This is a genomic window from Chthonomonas sp. (assembly GCF_035294165.1).
GTDB lineage: Bacteria > Armatimonadota > Chthonomonadetes > Chthonomonadales > Chthonomonadaceae > Chthonomonas.
Map to the genome: position 1 here is coordinate 24,101 of NZ_DATGLN010000134.1, position 20,758 is coordinate 44,858.

Sequence of the window (20,758 nt, forward strand, 5' to 3'; positions counted from 1 at the left end):
GGAAAATTGAGATGCCGGATCGCATTGCGGTTTTGGAAACAACAAAAGGCACTATTCGCTTTCGCCTTTACGAAAGTCTGGCGCCCATTACGACCAGGAACTTTATCGAGCTGGCGGAAAAGGGGTTCTACAACGGGCTAACCTTTCATCGGTATGTGCCCGGCTTCGTCATTCAGGGAGGTTGCCCGCTCGGCACAGGCACGGGAGATGCCGGGCACACCATCCCTCTAGAGGTCACGCCGGAACTAAAACATAACAAGGCGGGAATGGTGGCTATGGCACGTGCTCAAGACCCCAACAGCGCCTCCTGCCAATTCTACATCACGTTGGCACCGGCCTCCCATCTCGATATGAAATACGCTATTTTTGGGGAGGTAATAGAGGGTTTAGAGAACGTGATGGCTCTGCGCCAGGGCGACCGGATGCTGAAGGTGACGATTGAGCCTGGGAGCGAGGAGCAGCCATAGGCCCTCGGTAAAAGATGTCTATAATGCCGAGATTCACGGTCTGGTTCGCATAGTGTAAAGAGAAGGGCAGGGGCGGGTTCATCACCCGAATACGCGGGTCAAAGGGTGGGTTGAGCTGGATGGAGGGAGGTAGCGCCACCACCACACGATACTGCCCCTCCGTAAGGTTCTGTACGCGAAAGGCACCATTGCTATCCGTTACATCCGATCCGCTGATCCATCGAAAGGCGAAAGGAATAGGGTGGAAGGGTGGAAACAGAGGCCCGTTGCCGTTGGGTTCAAGTACCTCGTGAAATGCGTTGGCCAGTAAAACCTCTTGCAGAGGCGGTAAACCGTTGAGCCGCCAAGGCATAATACCCACCCGTACTCCCGCCAAAGGCCGTCCGTTAAGCCTAAGGATACCATAAACGGTTCCGGTGTGGAACAGGGGGCGTTCGGCCCGAATACGAGCCATAAAGGTGGACGGCATATCGGCGGCACGGTACCACTTCAAAGCGTTCTTCACATCGCCAAACCTCCGATAAAGGTCGCCGATCAGATGTTTGCTGAAACGGTCGGGGCAGGCGAAATTCCTCGGGTTTGCCCACTTATCGAGCAGGGCATGATTCTGCGGTGTCGCCGCACAGATGAAAAACAGCGTCGTCACAACCGCTCCCACTCGGCTAAGGTGAGGCCCGTTGGAAAGATCGCTCAACAGCACGTCGAGAGCACTTGTGGTATCAAAGCGCAGGGCACTGCAGTCGAAAAGGTGCTCGGTGGCAACCCACGAGAGCGCCGAATGGTAGTGTTTCTTCAGGAGGAAGTTCCTTACTTTCAAAGCCGATTCGCGAGTGGCGCTGAGGCCATTGATCGTATAGCCCATTTGCGTTACGTTGATGACGTTGCCGCCAGGCTGAAACAAAAGCACGCTGCGGGCCGGCCAGGCCGAGTTTTGTCCTATGGGAAGGTAAAGCCGTCGGGCTAAAGCCTGTACGGCAGCCAGCCCATCCGGCACGCCGGAGCCGGGGCGACGCGGGCTGTAGGGAACCGAGATGGCATTAAGAACGTCGGGCTGGAGGTCGAAACGCTCGGCCAACGTCGAGGCAGAGAAGGGCCGTTGGAGCCAGAACGAGATACAGAAAGCCAAGATGGCCAAAGCGGTTAGCCCGAAACGCGCCTTTGCAACGAGGCCATGTCGGCCCAGAACTAGTAAAAACAGCCCCGCGGCAAACCACGAGGTGCCAACGGAGAAGAGGTAGTGTGAAACCACCCAACGCCATTCCGCGGTATTGAAGGTCCCCAACGCCTGTAGACGGGTAAGCAGCGGCTCAAGGGAACTCGGCACGGTGAAATGGGCAAAAACCCAGGTAACGATTCCCCAAAGCGCCCCCTGCACAAGCAGTGTCTGGTAAGAACGAGAGCCTCTTTTCTCTTTACGAGAATCTTCCCAAAGAAGCCCTTCGGGATGCAGCCCAACCCAGAGCGCCATGCCAAGCGCCATGAGGCGCAATGCCCATAGGGGTGACCAGGGGGCAGCCGCCAACATGTATTTACGAACGGGCGCTGCCGGAGGCATGAACACCCCCACGAGAAGCCAGAATCCGAGCAGGGGCACCCCGCACAGAAGAACAACATGCCAAAACCTTTTCGGTCTGTGAAGGCGCAGTGTGCCCGACAGATGGTTCGTGCCGGCCGGGGAAGAGTTTGCGGCAGGTTCGAGCACGAGCGGACGGTAGGCTGGGTTGAATAGGCACAGGGCTATGTAGAGCAACAGAATGCTTCCCACCAAACCGAGAAGGATGAGGAAAGGGAGCGGCATGTCTCGTAGATCGATAAGGTTTTGAATAGTGGCGAGATCCCAGTTGAGTAGGGCCGGAATAGGAAGCCTATCTGTGACCTCTTGGTAGACGATGCCGGGGTCGGGTGTAAGGATGTGAGGAAGTGTGGCGATGGCAACCGTGCGAAGCCCAATGAGCAACCCAATGAGAGGCAACAGCATCAAAAGCAGGCCATCTCGTAGCCTTAACCGATCGGAGAACGCAGAAGCGATTGTCTCTGGTGGTTTCGATTCGGCGGTTTCTCCGATCTCTAGGCTAGATTCTACATTTTGGGCTGGGTCTATTTCCATGGGAAAGGCGGCAAGAAAATTGCACCGTGCCAAGCACGACGCGGAATCGCCGCGCCTCCTTTCTGCAAGTAGGTGTGCACTCTTTTAAGGGATTCTCTTCTTATACGGCGCCCCCATTGTTTTACCACTCGAACCCTCTCTCGTACAATGCGGTCTTGCTTTGAAGCTACCACGACAGTGCACCTGCACCTTTTAGCTAACCTCGCAAATTCACGGTGCATGAGGTGCTCAAGTTTCTGCAAGCTCCACCCCCTATCAGGAAGGTGGCACCTCGCGGTGGGCGTCCTCGCGGACGGCGCCTTTGCGGCCAGTACAGTTCCCATGATCGTCTATCTCACTGACCGCTGCATCGCGGTGCGCTAGTACCTCCCTAACCGGCAGGAATTGAAATTCAAGATTTCTCGCCTTCGGCTCGAAATGACAGTTGTTCATCTCGTCTTCACCTCGAAATGACAGGCATCTCTCTTACCAGCTCTTCACGGCCACCCCCTACAAGCCCCCACCCCTCAAGGCCGACGCCCTCCCCCTATCAGGGAGAGGGGCACCTCGCAGTGGGCAACTCAGCGGCCTGTGTCGTTTCCTGCATCGCCTATCTCGCTGGCCGCTGCACTGCTGTCTGCTAAGACCGCTGCAATGCTGTCCGTGAGGACGGAAAGGACGGGATAGGGGGCGCACAAAGTAGGCTTGCTTGCTGAATTGCCCCTAGAGCCGCCGAATTGGCAATCTCTACAGCTCCTCACCCCCCAGTCAGCAAGGAGGAAGACCTATTCAAAATAGTCCACGTTCGGCAGCGTAGCGTCTTGCGATAGCTTCAAGCAGGTCGGCAAACTGCAGTTGATAGTAAATTGGGGTATCTATCTCTAGTTTGGCAAGGAGGGGACGTGCGAGTCTATCCGCTGTGCCTGCAAACGCCGCCAACGGCATCGTTTCGCGCCGTGCGAGGAAGCGGCGAATGAGTCGGTACTCCTCCGGGGTAAGCCGATCTAAGTTTTTCACCGCGCCCATAAACCGTTCAACCTCATTCGAAACGGTGTGGGGGGTGTTGGGGGCTAGGTTAAGGTCTTCTTCAACGATCACGAGGGTTCCGGCAGCATAGTCCCCGATTCGTTTGCAGGACGGGCTAAGAAAGAAAAAAAGGAAGGCCGGAAACCCCACAACATATATGGGCGGCAGGATGCCGAGGTCCACAAAAAGCAGGGCATTGCGTATGACGCTGGCCAATAAGGTGATGGGGCGCCCGCCGTCGCGAACAACCCGCAGCCCAAGAAGGCGTTTTCCTGGAGTTCTTCCTCCCCAAAGCATCTCAAAGAAAACGGCATAGACAAACAGGATGGCGAAACTAAGGAGGGCGGCAACCGCCTCGGATATATCGGCAAGTCCTAAGTGCAGCATGTTGAGCCGCCTCTCCACCAGAGAAAAAAGACCGATAACAACAACGAGAAGGAGGACTTGGATGAGGACATCTATGAGCCGTGCAAGAAATCGGGAGGCCAAACCCGCCACACGATAGCGCACATAGATGTTCTCTGGGGTTAACAGCGCGACCTCACGCTGCATAGTCCATTACTCCTCTTTTTGCCCCTTTTGAGGCATCTGGGCACGGCGCACTCCAATAGGCTCGCCCGTTAGCTCAACCGAGACTTGAGGCGCTTTTTGGGGGGCGGTAGAGACGGGCACATTGTGCCAGGCGCGGCCATCGCGCGCGATGAGGGCATCCGCCGCCGCCGGCCCCCAGGTGCCGGCCGCATAGTTGGGAAACGGCTGGAAGGGGCGTGTCGCCGACCAAACCTCCAACAGCGGCTCGATGATGGCCCAAGACAACTCCACCTGATCGGCACGGTTGAACAGCGTGGTGTCGCCGATCATGGCATCCAGAAGAAGCGTTTCATAGGCTGTGGCCGGGCTTACCTTAAAGGTTTCGGAGTAGCTGAAGTTCATCTGAACGGAACGAAGCACCATTTCGGGGCCGGGCACTTTGGCCTCGAAACGCAAAGCAATGCCTTCATCCGGAGCAATGCGTATGATCAACAGGTTCGGCTCTATCTGGTCGTCGGCAGAGAGCTGGAAGAAGAGGTGGGGAACGCGCTTGAACTGAATAACCACCTCAGTGCATTTGGCGGCGAGGCGTTTACCGGAGCGGAGGTAGAAAGGCACGTCGGCCCAGCGCCAGTTATCCACGAAGAGCTTGAGGGCGACATAGGTCTCTGTGTTCGATTGTGGGTTCACGCCCGGCTCTTGCCGATAGCCCACCACCGGCTGCCCGGCGATGAAACCCGGCCCATACTGCCCTCGCACCGCGATGTCGGCCAGGTTTTCGGGGTTGATGGGCACCACGGCGCGCAGCACATCGGCCTTGCGATCGCGCAGGCTTGTGCCCTCATAGCGAACCGGAGGCTCCATGCAGATCACGGAAAGCAACTGGAACAGATGGTTTTGAACCATGTCGCGTAGACAGCCTGCCGATTCGTAGTAGGCGCCACGATGCTCCACACCCAGCGTCTCCGCTGCGGTAATCTGAACGTGATCAATATAGCGACGGTTCCAGATCGGTTCGATGATGGAGTTGGCGAAGCGGAACGCCAAAATGTTCTGTACCGTCTCTTTGCCGAGATAGTGGTCAATGCGGTAGACCTGCTCCTCTTTGAACACCTTATGAATGCTGGCGTTGAGGGCTTGAGCGGAGTGCAGATCGTGCCCGAAGGGTTTCTCCACCACGATGCGCGTCCATTGCGTTCCACTGGCATAGTCGGGGGTTACAAGGCCGTGCTCTCCTAGTTTGCTGACGATCAGCTCGTAGAAAGTGGGCGAAGTGGCAAGATAGTAGAGGCGATTGTCGGGGATGTTTTTCTCTTTCACATAGGAGGTTATTTTCTCTTGAAGCTGCTTATAACCGTCGGGCGCCTCAAAATCGGCGGTAATGTAGTGCAGCCTCTTTGCAAATCCGTGCCAAACCCGTAGGTCGAAAGGACTAGCCTCCTTGCTGTTGCGCACGGCCTCTTCCATATCTTTACGGAACGATTCGTCGTTCATTGGGGTGATGGCGAAGCCGTAGACCTGAAATTCGGGAGGGAGCAGGTTGTCGCATGCGAGGTTATAGAGGGCAGGGATAAGTTTGCGATGGGTGAGGTCGCCGGAGGCGCCGAAGATGATAAAGCTGCAAGGCTCTTCCGGTCGCTTCATAATGGAGCGCGCGTTCACAACGTTGACGTTGAAACCATCTTGCGGAGAAGGCACTTGAGCAGCAGGCCTATCCATAAGCCAAACGTCCTTTCTCTTAGGGCTAAACCCTGTCTGGTAAAGTCAGGTCATCAAAATTATCGGTTTTTCGTCCACACTTCCTATTTTACCATTCTGATAAGCCAACTGCTTAAAGTTGATAGACAGCTACGGATGGTCATTAGCGCCCAAGCTAGTTTCGATAACAGCGGAGTGGCGTATCAAGAGTCCTTTAGAAATTTATTGTCTATCCGATGATATAATTAATATTACATTTATCGAAGTGTCATGTGGTTGGCAACGAAAGCAGCAGAGAGAACACTGTTGGTAGAAGCTTCATGTGACACATTAGCAATTACAACATCTCTTAAAAACATTACGAAAGGAACCTAGTTCTATGCCGTCAACAAAGCGCCGCACCGGGTTTACGCTCATCGAGCTGCTCGTTGTCATTGCCATTATAGCGGTTTTGGCAGCGATTCTCTTTCCCGTTTTTGCCAAGGCACGCGAGAAGGCGCGACAGATAACCTGTCTCTCCAATATGAAGGAGTTGGGGCTGGCCTCCCAGATGGATCTACAGGACTAGGACGAGGACTACGCTCCCTTTGTAGACATCTATTAACGTGCAGCATCCACTGACTCCACGATACGCATGGGCGAGCCTTCTCTACCCTTACATTAAGAACCTCCAGATATACCAATGCCCCTCCAATCCGAATAACGGCCTAACCAACACTCTCGTCTCTTTCAGTTTCAACGTCTCCTATGCCGTTAACGTGCGGATACATCCGGATAGCTGGCTGGGGGTAATAAGGAATGAGGCCTACATACAAGAGCCTTCTCAGAAGATCGAGTTTGGCGAGTGCAAAGCGCAAGGTTACTATGAGATCGGCTCGCATTGGTTTCTCATATCGAGTAGCCCTTCAAGCGACCCTTGGCGTGACGTCGGTTTTGCCGGACATAATGGCACCTTCAACTGCACTTTTGCCGATGGGCACGCCAAGCCGCTCAAGCCCACTGCCACCAACGCACCTTTCAACATGTGGGGCACCTATACCGACATCCTCTCCAACACGGTGCCGTTCTGCGGTGACTACTACGATCCAAACTGTGATGAGCCTTCACCTGGGGCTGCACAAGGCCTGCAAGACCTCGAAAACGCCTATAACTAGTCTGCTGCACCCAAACCGATCTCTTCTGCTATTGGCTACCCTCGCGCATTCCGAAGTTGTCGCGGGTAGCTGTTTGTTTTTGTAGGCCGGAGACTTTCTGTCGCTTAGGTTGGCATTGAGATAGGGATAGAACACTCTTGAAATATTACGAAACATATGTTATAATGGATTCAGCCTACAAGCTACGAATCATGTTTCGGCTTTTAGGTAACGAACAGTCAACTTTTAGGAACTTAGAAAGGAGTTTGTGCCATGCAACCACAAAAGAAAAGCCCTGCTTTTACGCTCATCGAATTGCTTGTCGTTATCGCTATTATAGCGATTCTGGCGGCGATTCTCTTCCCTGTTTTCGCTAAAGCCCGTGAGAAGGCCCGTCAAATCTCCTGCCTCTCCAACATGAAGCAGATAGGGCTTGCTTCGCAGATGTACCTGCAGGATTACGATGAGTGTTATGTGCTCGACTACGAGGATGATGGCAGTCTTTGGGGCGATCTCCTATACCCCTACATTAAAAATCCCGATATGTTCAAATGCCCGTCTAATCCGCTAAACAACCAACTCGTGCCTTCCTGGAACCCAGCCTCTCACTACTTCATCTCCTACGGTACGAACCCGCGTGTGCAGCCTATGCCGTGGATGGGAGTACAGCGACAAGCCCTAATAGACAAACCGGCACAGAAGATAGAGGTTGCAGAGACTGAACTACCTAACTCTCCCGACGTGGGCACCATGTGGTGGACGACTGCCTGTAACAACCACTTTTTCCGAGATGTTGGTTTTGCTGGTCATAATGCGACCTTCAATTGCGTGTTTGCCGATGGGCACGCCAAAAGCATGAAGCCGTCTGCAACCGAAGCGCCCTTCAACGTGTGGGGTACCTTCTGGTGCGGTGATAATAACGCGAACCAGGGACCGGGGTGCGATCCGGGCGGAAGTATGCTGCAGTATATCAATTGCGATGCGACCGCACCGGGCGCCCTTCAAGACCTGAAAGACCTTGAAGATCGCTACTCCAAGTGAGGAATCCGAAATGCCGACCGTTTCAGAACCTAAGCGGCCAAGCACTTCCAATAAGGTTAGTGGTGCGGAAAGTAGGCTGCAACAGAACGTAGGCCCTCTGCAGATAGCTATCGCTGTTGTGGTCTTGGCCGGCGTGCTCTTCGGAATATACAAACTGACTTTTCGCGGTCATCCTGCACCGAGCACGCCTGCCGTCAAACCTGTGCCGCCAATGAACCTGCGCCAGCTCGCCATCCAGTGCCAGGGCGACTTCACCAAGCTGTCGCCGGAGCAGCAAAAGCAGGTTAACGCGGCAACAGGCAACCAAGGAGCCTATGTGCTGCGTGCCATCTACATCTCAGCCCTTCGAGGCCCACACTAAACCTTGCTTCATCTCCTAATAGGTTGTATGTTGAGGGGAGAGGGCACCTCTCCCCTTTTTTTCTCTCTAAAAAACAAGACGGTGAGAACCTATGACCACACTAAAGATATCTTCCAACAAAATCCAGCTAGAAACCGGCGATCAGGTTCATACATTTGAAAAAGACGATAGCGGCGCATGGCACTATGCTTCGGTAACCGTACGTGGAGTGGTGGTGGCACGTCCTGTAAGTCGTGAAGATAGCTTCTTCTTGGGCGGTGGGATGGCCTCACACTATAGGGTTCTCGAAAACAACGCCCATCGAATCGCCATCGCCTTTACTTTGCCTGCAGGAGAGGTAGTCTATCGCCTTAATTCGGACGATAGGCTGCCCCTACTGCATGTCGCCATTTCCGGGCCGCACGCCGCGTCTGTGGCTTTTCGTACGCCCCAGACCGATGCGCGTCCGCATGGCGCCTGGATTACGCGCGGTGAAACCGCTGCCGATGCCGAGAACAGAGAGGTTTTTATTGACGGCACCGGCCCTGTGGTTGTAGGGCACAGCAAGGCGGGAAATGTAGACACGGCTTATGTCTTCATTGCCAAAGTAAACCCCCATGTTCAACCTAACGGTCGCACCGAACAGCGCAGTAACACCCACTTTAAAAGCGGCCAGATTCGGGCGGAACAGCAGAGGGCTTATGGCTATTGGCAGTTACGTATGGGAGAGGGGGAACCCAAAGAGTGCGCGGTTCTCTTCGATAGAGATTTGGGAGGGCGAGTGCACCATGTGTGTGAGAAATACTATGCCGATATTGTCTCTTCTTTCCTCGACTTTGAGCAGCTCCGTTTTGACTACGATCCCTATCGTGCGTTGGAAAAGATGCCCCTACGGCATGCTGCACCCGATGCTTTTGTGCCCGGCTATGGCTGGACTATGGAGGAGTATCCCAACGCGGCTTACCCTTATGGGCACGAAAGCAGCCTGCAAATCGGGTGTTTTCTCGTTTATGAAGGCCATGCCACGCAAAGGCTGTGGGAGCGTAATTTCGGCAAATACATTCTCGACAAGACTCCTATCCTAGGCAAGGACGGCACGAGCTACTTTGTAAGGCGCGATGGAGGGGTTACCCGATGGGGCTATTTTAGCGACTATGCTCATCCGTTCCCCCGTCTCGACGGAGGCAATTGGGGAGCGTCCGAAGCCCTCTACACGGCCGCACGCATAGCCGGCGACGACTCCTTGAAAGAGATCGCTCTTGATATGATGCGGCATGACATTTGGAAAAAGCTAAACTTAGACACCATGATCTTTGCGCCTTGTTGGGATGTTGAACGAGCGGCCCCGGGCGATCACCGAGACGATTGGGCCATAACCACTCTGCTTGCCTACTCCGCAGAAATCTGTTCTCAAGTGCTCTATCCAGAAACCAAAGACACGACTTACCTCAAAATTGCCGACCGCATCTGCGCCTGGTTTAAGGAGATGTTGGAACCTGAAGATCGCATGAACTATCTGCATGAAGGCGTGAATATGTACAACTGCTGGATAGGGTGGATACCACGTGCCCTTATCCACAAATATGAGCGCTCCGGCGATACAACCTATCTCGATATCGCCAAAGACCTCATTTGGGTACAGATACTCACCTTAGGAATCACTCTCGACAAAGACCCGTCGGGACAGCCTTTTACCGGCGTAACCTGTGTGGGGGTACGTGGCTGTATAGACTACGACTGTGCCCCAAACCTTTGTCAGGAAAAAGACCTTGTTTTTGTAGAGGTGATCGGAGACCTTCTAACTTATGCCGAGGGACCGGCCTATGCTACCTACCTTGTGTTACAAAGACTGGCACTGCCGCGAGATCGTTGGAACGATGCTTTTGGGGTTCAAGAACTGCGCGATCTGAACTTGCGCACCATGTACGACACCTATGCTAGAGGAATGGCTAATCTCATCTATGCGCTTGAACGAAGTGAGGACGGCTTTGTTGTGGCAGCAGATCAGACGGTATCGCTGCGTTGCTTAGACATAGTCCATCACCGTAGAATCGTTCTGGCCAATGCCACTCGTCAAACACGCAAGACCCGTCTTCAAATTCGCTATTTGGCACCCGGAACTTATCGCATCCGTTTTAACGGGCACGATATGGGCACGAAAACTCATGCGGAGCTAGAGGATGGGCTGTGGGTTTCCGTCCCTGCTGGTTCCACGAGCCGTATAGAGGTCAAGGCAATTGTATTGGAACGGAAGGAAGCGTCTGCTCCCCCATCGGCAGACACGATAACCTATCTTAGCGACCTTACCGAGGCCGATTCTCAACGTGGTGTGGGGCTTCCACAGCCGGTATTCACAAAAGATAGAAGTTTCAACGGAGGCCCCATTGCTTTGCACGGGCAGCGGTTTGCTAAGGGCTTGGGCTGCGCAGCCAACACGGTGATTCTCTACAGGCTGCATAAGGGGTATCGCCGTTTTCAGGCGCTCATAGGGATTGACGATAGTGTTGCTAAGGCCAAAAACCCACCCCCCTCTGTTAACTTCACCGTTTTTGTGGACGGAGTTTGTATGTATGACAGCGGGCCTGTTTACGCCCACACCATACCCAAAGCCATTGATATAGACGTGGCTGGTGCCGAAACCCTTCTGCTACGCGTCTCCGATAACTGGGACAACGACGGGCAACGCGAGAACGACCTCGCTAACTGGGCCGATGCCAAGCTGATCGGTGGCAAGCACGCATAAGGAAGGCCTTCAGACCCTATCCACACTAACCCTTCGCATTATGGGCGGAAAGCTGAGCGGAGGTTTGCTTGGAAAACGGTAGAATAAGCGTAAACGCTTGTCTTGGCAGAGGACTTGCTTATGCTCGATTTCCGGCAAGTGGCCGCACAGTTGCAGGATTTCACCTTAGAGGTGTCTGAGCTTCGACCGAAACGCCTCACCGCTTTGGAAGAGGCTCGGCGACGCATGCAGAGGGCAGCGGACGAATGGCAGAGCTTGCAACAGCGGCTACAGTTAAGCCGAACCTCCTGGCTGCTGCCGAATCTGCTGGATGCACCGCATGGCAGCATCGCCCCACCCGATGCACCATCCATCTATACCGCTATCGCCGTGGATGGCTCTCAGATCGTGGCCGATCGGCACGATATTCTATTGTGCTATCTGCTGAACATCGGCTCGGCCATTATTCGCTATCGCCCCGACCCTCATGCGGAGCTTTCCTCCTTTCCCTCTCTCTCCTTGCTGGAAGGCAATGAGGAGGTGCAGGCGGATGGCCTCGAAGCGTTTTTAGGTGCCGAGCAGGGAGCGGTGCTGCCACGCCGTTTTGCCGTCTATCGGTTTTTAAACGAGATCGAGCAACTCGCGTACCTTGCCGAGAAAGAGACGGAACCGCTGCTGCTCATGGCGGATGGCAGTCTCATTCTTTGGCCCATCGAGTCGGAGACCCCTCACTTTCGAGAGCATGCCTTGCATCGGTTCATGAAGGCGTTCGAGCGGGTGCAAGCCAGGGGCGCACCGATAGTGGGCTACATCAGTGCACCCCAAAGCCGTGAAGTCATCAACATGTTGCGTGTTGCTCGATGCCCCCATCCTACAACCGACTGCGACCATTTCTGTCCCAAAAGGTTGCGCACGGCTCCGCAGTATGAAGAGCCGGCCTGCGCCGGCGTGGAGGTGCTTACGGATGCCGACCTCTTGGCAGCGCTGTTGCAACCCGGCGAACGTTCGGCCCTCTTTGGCTCGCGTTCAAAGGTTTTGCAGTTCTATGGAGAGAAGCAGCGCATTCACTTCTTCTACTTGAACACCGGGGCGGAGATCGCCCGCATTGAATTGCCCGCTTGGGTGGCGGAAGATAGAGCGCTGCTAGAGAAGGTGCATGCTCTCTGTTACGATCAGGCAAGGAAGGGAGCAGGCTATCCGGTGGCACTCGCCGAAGCACATGAACAGGCTGTTGTGCGGGCTGCAGAAAGAGAAACCTTCTTCAGGCTGCTGGAGGCCCAGCTCGTCGCCAAGCGTGTGCCCGTGGAATCGACTCGAAAGGCGATGAGCAAGCGCATTCGGCGTATCTAGGCGCGCCGACGTGTCAGCTCCACCCCCACAGCCGCCACAATGCAGGGAAAGGGCGGTAGCACCTTGCGAACGGTTAGTGTCACCTCTTGCACAGCAGGAAAACCCTCCAGCAGTTTGGCGCAGAGGGCCTCTGCAAGCGCCTCCACAAGCAAAAAGCGCTCCTTTGTGGCCGTCTCTACGATCATTTGAGCTACTGCGGCATAGTCCACCGTGCTCCTGAGGCTGTCGGTCTTGCCGGCCTCGCCCAGGTCGAGTCGAAGCCGTGCATCTATCCGATAGCGGTGCCCGATTTCGCGCTCCGCCTCCGGCACGCCATGATAGGCATAGAGTTCCAGCCCCTCAATGAAAACGGTGTCCTCGTTCAATCTGCCTCTGTTTCCTGCCGTGTGTAGCTAAATTGTACCTCTCCAATCTGTGAAGTTAGCAGGCGATAGCTTGACAAGAGCTGCTTTTGCGGCGTATACTACATAGTGAAAAAGGGGCTGTGGCTCAGCTGGGAGAGCGCTTCGTTCGCATCGAAGAGGTCGGGGGTTCGAATCCCCCCAGCTCCATTTCCCCCTCCTTCTTTTCTCATTTCCCCTTATGTGCGTGCATTTAGCTTGATGTATGATGAATCCAATCAATGTGCCTGTTCTTGCACGGCTTCAGCAGTTTCTTGAGTAGCTGCCGACCGGCACGATCATCGTGCGTCCACCTTTTAGGTGTAGGCCTTATTGGGAAAGGGTAGGCACAAGGCCTACCCCTACAGCTTTCCGTGTGCGTGAAACCGGCCTCTGAGAAGCAGGAATCAAATCTATCCTATTTGGGCATGATTTGAACAACTGTTGTTGTAGAAACTGCCGCACCGGACGTGCGGGTATAATAGAGGCGACCTGGGAGTTTCGCACAAACGACCAACCCCTAACTGCTTCAAAAGGAGACATTCAGATATGACATCCCGTGCCCCGCTGCCGTACCTAACGGAGTCGTTTCTGTGCCGCCTCGATGCGGCCATCGCAACGAAACATGTACTTACCCATCCCTTCTATCAGGCATGGAACCAAGGAACACTGTCTCTGGAGGCACTTCAAGATTATGCCTGCCAGTACTATAATCATGTCGCGGCCTTCCCCACCTATCTCTCTGCCCTGCATGCTCGCATCGCCGACCCAGAGCTGCGCAAGCCCATCTTGCAGAACCTCATCGAAGAGGAGGGAGGCTCCCCGAACCACCCCGAACTGTGGCTTCGATTCGCTCAGGGACTTGGCCTAACGAGAAGCCAGGTACTCAACGCTGCAGTTCAACCGGAAACGGCCAACTGTGTGGCAACCTTTCGAGCGCTCTGTAGCCAAGGCCATTTCACGCGTGGACTAGCAGCACTCTACGCCTATGAGAGCCAGATACCGGAGGTCTCTGAAACTAAGATAGAGGGCCTCAAGCAGCACTACGGCGTTCGCGATGCAGAAACCTGGCGCTATTTTGCCGTGCATGTCGAGGCCGATAAAGCCCATCGAGAGCAGGAGAAGCAGCTTCTCGCACAGACGGTTTGCGATGCGGGGGTAGCTGAGGAGGCACTAGCAGCGGCTCAGCAGGCGCTCGAAGCCCTGTGGAACCTGCTTTCGGGTGTGTGCCAGCGGCATCATATCCCCTGTGCAGCAGGAAATGAGGTCGCCCTGCTCTAAAGTCGTTTTTCCGGTGCATCAGCCCGCCCCCGATGCCTAAGTTTGCTCGGTCCTTTTTCGTCGGGCTGATGCACAGAGCGTTCTCCACCCTGAAATTATGACGCGGTGAAGACATCCAAAAACCATCTCACGTTGCTCCGCCCCTCTCGCCATCCACTCTTCGCGGCCTAGCTTAACGGGATGCCCCGGGGGCCAGGGCAGGCTAATTCGGTAAAATAGAGTGGTTCTGCCGAAACTGTTGAAGGAGTGGAAAGACCATGCGCATTCAGGATTATGTGGCGCAGCATACACGTGCCATAGCGGAATCGTTGGCGCACTTTGTAAGAACCACTGCACCCGATAAGCTCAATTGGCGCATTCAGGTGTCGGACACGGTTGCCACACGCTCGGTGCTTGACCTCATCGCCGAATGCGTGGCCGTGAACTACTCGTTCGCATCCTATCTGCGAGGCGAGCCGCGCGATGTGGAGACCCCTGTGTTTCAGGAGGCGGAGCCGGCCCTGCAAGCGCTGTTGGAAAGCGCCGATGCCCTGGCAAAAGCGATCGAAAACCTATCGGATGCCGACCTCGAACGGGAGTACGAGCGTCGCAACGCGCGCATACCGGGGCATCGTTTCATCCTTATGGGCTATCGAAACATGGCCTACCATGCCGGCCAGGTCAACTTCATTCAAACGCTGTACGGAGATACTGAGTTTCATGTGCCCCCCAACTGGCGATAGCGACCCTCTGGCCCTCTCCATAGATGTTGGCACCTCCTCCACCCGTGTAATGCTTTGGGACCTTCAAGGGCGTGCAGTAGAGAACGCCCATGCGCAGGTGGCCTATCGCATGAACACGACCCCGGAGGGCGGTGTGGAGATGGATATGGAGGAGCTTGCCACGCATGTGGAGCGTTGCCTCGATACCGCTCTGGCCAATGCAGGGGAGAAGGCCAAACGGGTGGCTGTGGTGGGGGTCTCTACCTTTTGGCACTCCTGTTTGGGCGTGGACGCCAAAGGACGCCCTGTAACGCCGCTTTATAACTGGGCCGATATGCGAGCGGCCGCCGCTGCCCAGCGTTTACGTGAACGGCTGGATGCAGAGGCCATCCATCGGCGTACCGGTTGTCCGCTTCATCCCTCCTACTATCCGGCTCGGCTGGCCTGGCTTCGAGAGAGCTTTCCCGATACGTTTTCTAAAGTCGCTCAATGGCTCTCGCCGGGAGAGTTTCTTTACCGGCGTTGGTTTGGCCGAACAGACGTGCCGATCTCCATCTCCATGGCTTCGGCCACGGGGCTTTTCAACCAAAAACGCTGTGTTTGGGATGAGGAGCTGTTGAACCAAGTGGGGCTTTCGGCAAAGCATTTAGCCCCGATTGCCGCCGATGGCGAAAGGCTGGAGGGGCTACAATCCGCCTATGCTTCACGGTGGCCGGCGTTGGCCAACAAGCCTTTCTGCTTGCCCTATGGAGATGGTGCCTGCAGCAATGTGGGGAGTGGATGTGTGGATAGCACGCACATGGCGATTAATCTGGGCACTTCGGGTGCCATTCGGGTTTTATGGGATATTCGTCGGGAAGCCCTAGACCCCGACCCGCCCGCGGGGCTGTGGCGATATCGGGTAGATGGGTATAGGCCGCTTATCGGGGCGGCGTTCAGCGATGGCGGAATTGTATACGACTGGATGCAGCGCACTCTACGCCTTCCCGAAAATGCCGAGAACCTGCTTGCTGGCAGAGAGCCAGGCGCCCATGGGCTGCTGTTTCTTCCCTTTCTAGCAGGAGAGCGAAGTTTTGGTTGGAGCCTATCCGCGAGGGCCTCTTTGATGGGGCTACAGCTTGATACCGCTCCCTTAGATATCCTTGCGGCTGGGATGGAGGCTGTGGCCATGCAGTTTGCCGAGGCCGTCGAGCGCCTGAAACCGCTCTTCCCGAAGGCAAGCCGCATCGTAGCTTCCGGTGGGGCACTTGGACACTCGCCTTTATGGGCGCAGATGATGGCAGATGCTATAGGGCATCCCATTGTTTTGTCGAAGGAGGCAGAGGCGAGCAGCCGTGGAGCCGCTCTCTTAGCTTTGGAAACCATGGGGTTCATAGCGGATTTAGGACGTATTACAGCAGACCCTCAGAAGACCTACCGGCCTCACACTGCCCATCATCAGGTATTTATGCAGTTGAGGCAGCGTTTTAAAGAGGTACTTGCCCAAAGTCTCTAACTTGTCTTTTCCTCCTTGCAGTCTCAGCCGCACTGATGGATTGTATTCCCTATAAGAACGCTTCTATCTCCCCTGTTGAAGGAAAGAATGGTACTTGGCCTCCTAAGTGCTTGCCCAATAACGGTTATCAACAGTACACTCAGACCAAGCGTGGTTACCTCACATCGAGTCCGTGAGATGAGAAAGTAATGATCGAATTCTATCTACAGAGATAAGTTCACATAAAAATTTGATTTTCATATAACCAAACGAATGGTCAACAAAAAAGAGATAAATTTTCAAAGAATTGACCGAACCTTTGGTCAATTTCTGGCAACAGCAGCTCCATTTCACTCTCATAATCGAGAGCTTTAGATGATTCTTCGTATTCCAGAAAAATGGCATATTCTCAAGTTATATTGAGAAACTTTAAGGCATCTGTGGCGTAAGTTATGGTATAATAGATATAGTGAATCTGTAGACTGCCCTTTGCTGGCTACAGGCACTGGAACCTTACTTTGTTCAATGATGCATCTAGGAGGAATTGACGACACAATGCGAAAGGCCTTTACACTGATTGAGCTGCTTGTCGTTATCGCCATTATAGCGATTCTAGCAGCAATTCTCTTCCCTGTGTTCGCTCAGGCGCGAGAAAAGGCGCGCCAAACTAGCTGTCTCTCTAACCTTAAACAGCTCGGTATGGCCAGCCAAATGTACATTCAAGACTACGATGAGCACTTTATGAACGAGTGGCAGAACTATAACAACGATGGATGTACCGGCTTTTGGCCCTGCCAGTATGGCACTTTCATCGGTGCTCCTCCCGCTGGCGTGCTTGGATGGTATACCGACCCACAACAACATCCGGAACATGGGCTGAACTGGGCCTATGATCTGCAGCCCTACATTAAGAACGCTCAGATTATGACATGCCCTTCTACCTCGCCTGGAGCGCATGGTTCTACATGGAATGAGGCCACCAACACCGATAGTGCCTCCTATATGTATAACAGCAACGTGGGTGATGGCACCGTCTACCTAGGCTCGCCCATCGGGGAGGCACAAATTCCCGAACCGGCTCAGCTCATCGTCCTGTGGGATTCTGGAAAGGACGACCGCGTGGTGGAAATACAGGGCTTTAACGGCCCCAACCTCGCCAACATCGTTAATGGGGCTTGCCCCGTAGTGAGAAAGTTCAATCCGACTTTCACCTGCCCAGAGTGCTACCCAGACTGGGTACCTCCGCACTTCAATGGGCGTAACTATGCCTTCATAGATGGCCATGCTAAATATGCTATCGACTCGGCCATGTATAACACGATTCATCCGGACTACTGGTTTTATCAGTGCCAGCACTAAAATCCGTTCCTTGCGGGCCTTATCTGCCCGAAGGTCTACCGGCGGGGGTGAATACATTCACTTCCCGCCGCTCTGTTTTTCTGCTGCTATAAAGCTCATCAAGAGCGAGGGAATGCAGGTAGAATGAAAGAGACAAAGCCGACCTCAAAAAGGAGTGTGAATGGAACGTATTCGCTGCCCCCATTGCGGGGCGGTTAATCAAGATGCGACCCCTCAAGACCCCTGTTGGCAGTGCGGTAAACCCTTGGGTGCCCCACCGGATGAGGGCGCTTCCCCACCTCAAAAAGAGGCGCCGGTAAAGCTTACCCTGGAGGAGCGCGTAGCGCTTCGGAAAGCTCAGAAGCAGCGCTCGTCGGCTGTACCAGCCCTTCTTCTCATAGTCGTTCTTCTGGTGATCGCACTGATCGTTCTTTTCCTTATCCATCCCTGGCGTTAGCCGGGCACTTTGTACCTTTCCTATGGGAGATAAACGATGAAGCTCGTGCGTTTTCGCTATCAAAATGCGGTTCGACTGGGTGTTTTGCAAGACGAGGCCACCGTGGTGCCGCTCTCAGAGGCCTATCGGGGGAGCATGACCGCCTTCCTTGCAGAAGGAACGGCGGCGTTGCAACGCGCTCGGGAATCTCTGGAGCGCACCTCTGTGCCGCTCTCTGAAGTGCAGTTGCTTGCCCCCATCGCCGACCCTCCAAAAATCCTCTGTGTAGGGCAAAACTATCGAGACCATTGCGAAGAGCAGAACCAGCCTATTCCCGAACGACCCATTCTCTTCAGCAAATATGCCACGGCCATCAACGACCCAGAAGGCACCATTTCCCTGCTCCCTGGCATCTCAGACCAGATAGACTATGAAGCGGAGCTGGCCGTGGTGATCGGCAAACAGGGACGTCATATCTCTGAGGCGGCTGCAATGGAGTACGTGTCTGGCTATCTCTGCGCCAACGATGTAACGGCACGCGATATTCAGTTCGGCGACAAGCAGTGGGTACGAGGCAAAACGCCGGATGGGTTCTTTCCTATCGGGCCCTATCTGGTTACCGCCGATGAGATACCAGACCCGCACACGCTCGATATTTCACTTACCTTAAACGGGCACGTCATGCAGCGCTCCAACACATCCAACCTCATCTTTCGTATTCCCTACCTCATCTCCTACTTCTCACGCACCATGACCCTGCAGCCGGGCGACATCCTCTCGACGGGCACGCCCGGAGGCGTGGGCGTTTTCCGAAACCCGCCGATTTTTTTAAAGGCCGGCGATGTTGTGGCGGTTACCATTCAAGGCCTGGGCACGCTTAGGAATTTTGTGCATAATCCATCCCAAGCTTAGGCTTGACCGAGCAACTGAGCGTGGCGTGACCAAGAGGTTTGCGAAGGCATAAAAACGGCCTTTATGGAGGTTGAAGGAGTAGGAGACAGAGCGCAGCTGATAGTTTGGCTGCGCTCTAGGAAAAGAAACGGCCTTTTCTGGCCGCTTATACCTCCATGACCACAGGGATGACCACAGGATGCCGATTGGTTCGCTTGCGTAAGAAGCGAGCAACCGTGTCGTGGATGGTGACACGCAGGGTATCGAGATCGAAGAACTCGTGCTCGTCAAGCTCTTCAAGGGCTTGACGTACGCGCTCGGCGGCCTCCTCGAACAGCTCACTGCTATCTTCTGGGTGCAGAAAGCCGCGTGAGAGAAGGTCGGGACCCGAGACGATCTCGCCGGTGTCGCGTTCTAGACCAAGGGTCACGATGACCGTGCCGCCTTGGGAGAGATGCTTCCGGTCGCGCAGCACCACATCGCTCACGCCCCCTGTGGAGATGCCATCTACCAGCACGCTGCCGTGCGGAATAGGCTCCTCGCAGCGTCGCACTCCTTCCGCATCCATTTCAAGCGCCTGGCCTGTTTCAAAGGTAAGAATCTGCGCCTCCGGGTAACCCATTTCACGCGCTAAGCGAACATAGGCGGCGTAGTGCCTCGGCTCGCCGTGATAGGGCACGACGAACTCGGGGCGCGTGAGAGTGATCATCATCTTCAGCTCTTCTTGATAGGCATGACCCGAGACATGCACGTTGTGGATGTGATCGTAGATCATGCGGGCGCCGATACGGCAAATACGATTGACCACACGCCATACACTATCCTCGTTGCCGGGAATCGGGGTGGAGGAGAGAATGACGGTGTCGGAGGGTTGGATGCGAAGCGGGGAATGTTCATCGCGGCTCATGCGGGTCAGGCCGGCTAAAGGCTCGCCCTGGCTTCCGGTAGTGAGGATGACGATCTCATTGGGAGCGTAGTTGGAGAGGTCCTCTACACGAACCAGCAGCGAGTCTTCTATTTTGAGGTAGCCCAGTGATCGCGCCGTCGCCACATTTTGCTTCATGCTGCGGCCATAAATGGCCACCTTCCGCCCAAGGCTTGCGGCCACATCGCAGACCATCTGTACCCGATGGAGGTTTGAGCCGAAGGTGGCCAGGATGAAGCGGCCTTCGGCCTCACGCATAAACTGCTCGAATGTGGGGCGCAGCGTACGCTCCGAAGGGCACCAACCTTTGCGCTCTGCGTTTACACTGTCGGAGATCAGCAAAGTGACGCCCTGCTCGCCGATCTCAGAGAATCGCGCGAGATCGCAAATGCGATTATCCACCGGGGTCTGGTCAATTTTGAAATCGCCGGTATGAACCACTGTGCCGACCGGTGTGCGCAGCACGAGGCTAACCGTGTCCGGCAGGGTGTGGGTAACGTGGATGGCCTCCACAGAAATAGGCCCGAAGTTTACCGGCTCTCGATCGGGATAGTTGTGGAACTCTGTCGCTGCGGCAAGGCCGTGTTCGGTGAGCTTTTCATGCACCATCCCAAGGGTGAGAGGGGTTCCGTAGATGGGCACGGGCAGCTGCCGAAGCACGAAGGGAAGCGCACCGATGTGGTCTTCATGGCCGTGAGTGAGGCAGATAGCCTTCACCAAGTCGCGATGTTCTAGGAGGTAGGTGATGTCGGGGATAATGAGATCGACTCCGGGGTGCTCTTCGGTGGGGAACATCACACCAGAATCCACGACCACGATGGCGTCTTCTGGGCCTGCTCCGTCTGCGGTGTAGTGAAAAACGAGCATGTTTTTCCCGACCTCACCGCTGCCACCAAGAGAGATGATCTTTAATTTTGACGGCATAGTCTCTTTACTAT

18 protein-coding genes, 1 tRNA gene and 1 pseudogene are annotated in these 20,758 nt (G+C 54.8%); 14 read left to right on the forward strand and 6 right to left on the reverse strand.

The genetic code is table 11. The features are described 5' to 3' along the window. Positions 1–11: 11 nt before the first annotated feature. Entirely contained in the window at positions 12–467 is a 456-nt protein-coding gene (locus VKV29_RS06685; protein ID WP_324200529.1) for a peptidylprolyl isomerase, read from the forward strand. On the opposite strand, the gene VKV29_RS06690 is transcribed toward VKV29_RS06685, so the two are convergent. The 4 genes from VKV29_RS06690 to zwf all read right to left on the reverse strand — a co-directional run bounded on the left by VKV29_RS06690 (position 361) and on the right by zwf (position 5,829). Continuing rightward, positions 361–2,607, reverse strand: coding sequence for a hypothetical protein (locus tag VKV29_RS06690; RefSeq protein ID WP_324200530.1), 2,247 nt, complete (start codon positions 2,605–2,607; stop codon positions 361–363). The two genes, VKV29_RS06685 and VKV29_RS06690, sit on opposite strands and share 107 nt — an antisense overlap. A 222-nt stretch (positions 2,608–2,829) precedes the next feature. Beyond that, positions 2,830–3,006 (reverse strand): hypothetical protein, encoded by a 177-nt coding sequence (locus VKV29_RS06695; protein WP_324200531.1) that lies wholly within the window; start codon positions 3,004–3,006, stop codon positions 2,830–2,832. A gap of 336 nt (positions 3,007–3,342) precedes the next feature. Then, positions 3,343–4,131: an RDD family protein gene (locus tag VKV29_RS06700; RefSeq protein ID WP_324200532.1), complete on the reverse strand. Its 789-nt coding sequence runs from the start codon at positions 4,129–4,131 to the stop codon at positions 3,343–3,345. A 6-nt stretch (positions 4,132–4,137) separates the two neighbouring features. Beyond that, positions 4,138–5,829: a glucose-6-phosphate dehydrogenase gene (gene zwf, locus VKV29_RS06705; protein ID WP_324200533.1), complete on the reverse strand. Its 1,692-nt coding sequence runs from the start codon at positions 5,827–5,829 to the stop codon at positions 4,138–4,140. A 358-nt stretch (positions 5,830–6,187) separates the two neighbouring features. Between zwf and VKV29_RS06710 the strand changes: the two are divergent. The 6 genes and pseudogenes from VKV29_RS06710 to VKV29_RS06735 all read left to right on the forward strand — a co-directional run. Beyond that, positions 6,188–6,373: pseudogene (locus VKV29_RS06710) on the forward strand (prepilin-type N-terminal cleavage/methylation domain-containing protein); the annotation flags it as partial. Positions 6,374–6,413: 40 nt separating this feature from the next. Beyond that, positions 6,414–6,962, forward strand: a complete 549-nt coding sequence (locus tag VKV29_RS06715; RefSeq protein WP_324200535.1) for a hypothetical protein — start codon at positions 6,414–6,416, stop codon at positions 6,960–6,962. A gap of 252 nt (positions 6,963–7,214) precedes the next feature. Then, the gene (locus VKV29_RS06720; protein WP_324200536.1) at positions 7,215–7,982 is read left to right on the forward strand and encodes a prepilin-type N-terminal cleavage/methylation domain-containing protein; all 768 of its coding nucleotides are present in this window, start codon (positions 7,215–7,217) and stop codon (positions 7,980–7,982) included. 10 nt (positions 7,983–7,992) lie between these two features. Further along, positions 7,993–8,343, forward strand: a complete 351-nt coding sequence (locus VKV29_RS06725) for a hypothetical protein (RefSeq protein ID WP_324200537.1) — start codon at positions 7,993–7,995, stop codon at positions 8,341–8,343. A gap of 91 nt (positions 8,344–8,434) precedes the next feature. Beyond that, positions 8,435–11,065, forward strand: coding sequence for an NPCBM/NEW2 domain-containing protein (locus VKV29_RS06730; RefSeq protein WP_324200538.1), 2,631 nt, complete (start codon positions 8,435–8,437; stop codon positions 11,063–11,065). 120 nt (positions 11,066–11,185) lie between these two features. Next, positions 11,186–12,394 carry a DNA double-strand break repair nuclease NurA gene (locus VKV29_RS06735; protein ID WP_324200539.1) on the forward strand — a complete coding sequence of 403 codons (1,209 nt, stop codon included), beginning with the start codon at positions 11,186–11,188 and terminating at the stop codon, positions 12,392–12,394. On the opposite strand, the gene folB is transcribed toward VKV29_RS06735, so the two are convergent. Further along, the gene (folB, locus tag VKV29_RS06740) at positions 12,391–12,759 is read right to left on the reverse strand and encodes a dihydroneopterin aldolase (protein WP_324200540.1); all 369 of its coding nucleotides are present in this window, start codon (positions 12,757–12,759) and stop codon (positions 12,391–12,393) included. The genes VKV29_RS06735 and folB overlap by 4 nt on opposite strands. A 113-nt stretch (positions 12,760–12,872) precedes the next feature. Here folB and VKV29_RS06745 point away from each other — a divergent pair. The 7 genes from VKV29_RS06745 to VKV29_RS06775 all read left to right on the forward strand — a co-directional run bounded on the left by VKV29_RS06745 (position 12,873) and on the right by VKV29_RS06775 (position 18,916). Further along, positions 12,873–12,945, forward strand: a tRNA-Ala gene (locus VKV29_RS06745). Positions 12,946–13,323: 378 nt separating this feature from the next. Next, on the forward strand, positions 13,324–14,055 hold the full coding sequence (locus VKV29_RS06750) for a CADD family putative folate metabolism protein (protein ID WP_324200541.1): 732 nt from the start codon (positions 13,324–13,326) through the stop codon (positions 14,053–14,055). A 257-nt stretch (positions 14,056–14,312) separates the two neighbouring features. After that, complete coding sequence (locus tag VKV29_RS06755) at positions 14,313–14,777, forward strand: DinB family protein (RefSeq protein ID WP_324200542.1); 465 nt, start codon at positions 14,313–14,315, stop codon at positions 14,775–14,777. After that, the gene (locus tag VKV29_RS06760) at positions 14,755–16,251 is read left to right on the forward strand and encodes a gluconokinase (RefSeq protein ID WP_324200543.1); all 1,497 of its coding nucleotides are present in this window, start codon (positions 14,755–14,757) and stop codon (positions 16,249–16,251) included. Before VKV29_RS06755 ends, VKV29_RS06760 begins: the two co-directional genes overlap by 23 nt. 534 nt (positions 16,252–16,785) lie before the next feature. Beyond that, positions 16,786–17,589 carry a type II secretion system protein gene (locus VKV29_RS06765; RefSeq protein WP_324200544.1) on the forward strand — a complete coding sequence of 268 codons (804 nt, stop codon included), beginning with the start codon at positions 16,786–16,788 and terminating at the stop codon, positions 17,587–17,589. 160 nt (positions 17,590–17,749) lie between these two features. Further along, positions 17,750–18,025 carry a hypothetical protein gene (locus tag VKV29_RS06770; protein ID WP_324200545.1) on the forward strand — a complete coding sequence of 92 codons (276 nt, stop codon included), beginning with the start codon at positions 17,750–17,752 and terminating at the stop codon, positions 18,023–18,025. Between the two features lie 36 nt (positions 18,026–18,061). Further along, positions 18,062–18,916, forward strand: coding sequence for a fumarylacetoacetate hydrolase family protein (locus VKV29_RS06775; RefSeq protein WP_324200546.1), 855 nt, complete (start codon positions 18,062–18,064; stop codon positions 18,914–18,916). Positions 18,917–19,061: 145 nt separating this feature from the next. Here the strand turns inward: VKV29_RS06775 and VKV29_RS06780 are convergent, their stop codons facing one another. Continuing rightward, positions 19,062–20,744 (reverse strand): ribonuclease J, encoded by a 1,683-nt coding sequence (locus tag VKV29_RS06780; protein WP_324200547.1) that lies wholly within the window; start codon positions 20,742–20,744, stop codon positions 19,062–19,064. Between the last annotated feature and the right edge of the window lie 14 nt (positions 20,745–20,758).

Bases quoted from the DNA above. Each gene is read 5' to 3' on its own strand.
- VKV29_RS06685 (WP_324200529.1), top strand. From the start codon at position 12: ATGCCGGATCGCATTGCGGTTTTGGAAACAACAAAAGGCACTATTCGC.
- VKV29_RS06695 (WP_324200531.1), bottom strand. From the start codon at position 3,006: ATGAACAACTGTCATTTCGAGCCGAAGGCGAGAAATCTTGAATTTCAA.
- VKV29_RS06700 (WP_324200532.1), bottom strand. From the start codon at position 4,131: ATGCAGCGTGAGGTCGCGCTGTTAACCCCAGAGAACATCTATGTGCGC.
- zwf (WP_324200533.1), bottom strand. From the start codon at position 5,829: ATGGATAGGCCTGCTGCTCAAGTGCCTTCTCCGCAAGATGGTTTCAAC.
- VKV29_RS06720 (WP_324200536.1), top strand. From the start codon at position 7,215: ATGCAACCACAAAAGAAAAGCCCTGCTTTTACGCTCATCGAATTGCTT.
- VKV29_RS06725 (WP_324200537.1), top strand. From the start codon at position 7,993: ATGCCGACCGTTTCAGAACCTAAGCGGCCAAGCACTTCCAATAAGGTT.
- VKV29_RS06730 (WP_324200538.1), top strand. From the start codon at position 8,435: ATGACCACACTAAAGATATCTTCCAACAAAATCCAGCTAGAAACCGGC.
- VKV29_RS06735 (WP_324200539.1), top strand. From the start codon at position 11,186: ATGCTCGATTTCCGGCAAGTGGCCGCACAGTTGCAGGATTTCACCTTA.
- VKV29_RS06750 (WP_324200541.1), top strand. From the start codon at position 13,324: ATGACATCCCGTGCCCCGCTGCCGTACCTAACGGAGTCGTTTCTGTGC.
- VKV29_RS06755 (WP_324200542.1), top strand. From the start codon at position 14,313: ATGCGCATTCAGGATTATGTGGCGCAGCATACACGTGCCATAGCGGAA.
- VKV29_RS06760 (WP_324200543.1), top strand. From the start codon at position 14,755: ATGTGCCCCCCAACTGGCGATAGCGACCCTCTGGCCCTCTCCATAGAT.
- VKV29_RS06765 (WP_324200544.1), top strand. From the start codon at position 16,786: ATGCGAAAGGCCTTTACACTGATTGAGCTGCTTGTCGTTATCGCCATT.
- VKV29_RS06770 (WP_324200545.1), top strand. From the start codon at position 17,750: ATGGAACGTATTCGCTGCCCCCATTGCGGGGCGGTTAATCAAGATGCG.
- VKV29_RS06775 (WP_324200546.1), top strand. From the start codon at position 18,062: ATGAAGCTCGTGCGTTTTCGCTATCAAAATGCGGTTCGACTGGGTGTT.
- VKV29_RS06780 (WP_324200547.1), bottom strand. From the start codon at position 20,744: ATGCCGTCAAAATTAAAGATCATCTCTCTTGGTGGCAGCGGTGAGGTC.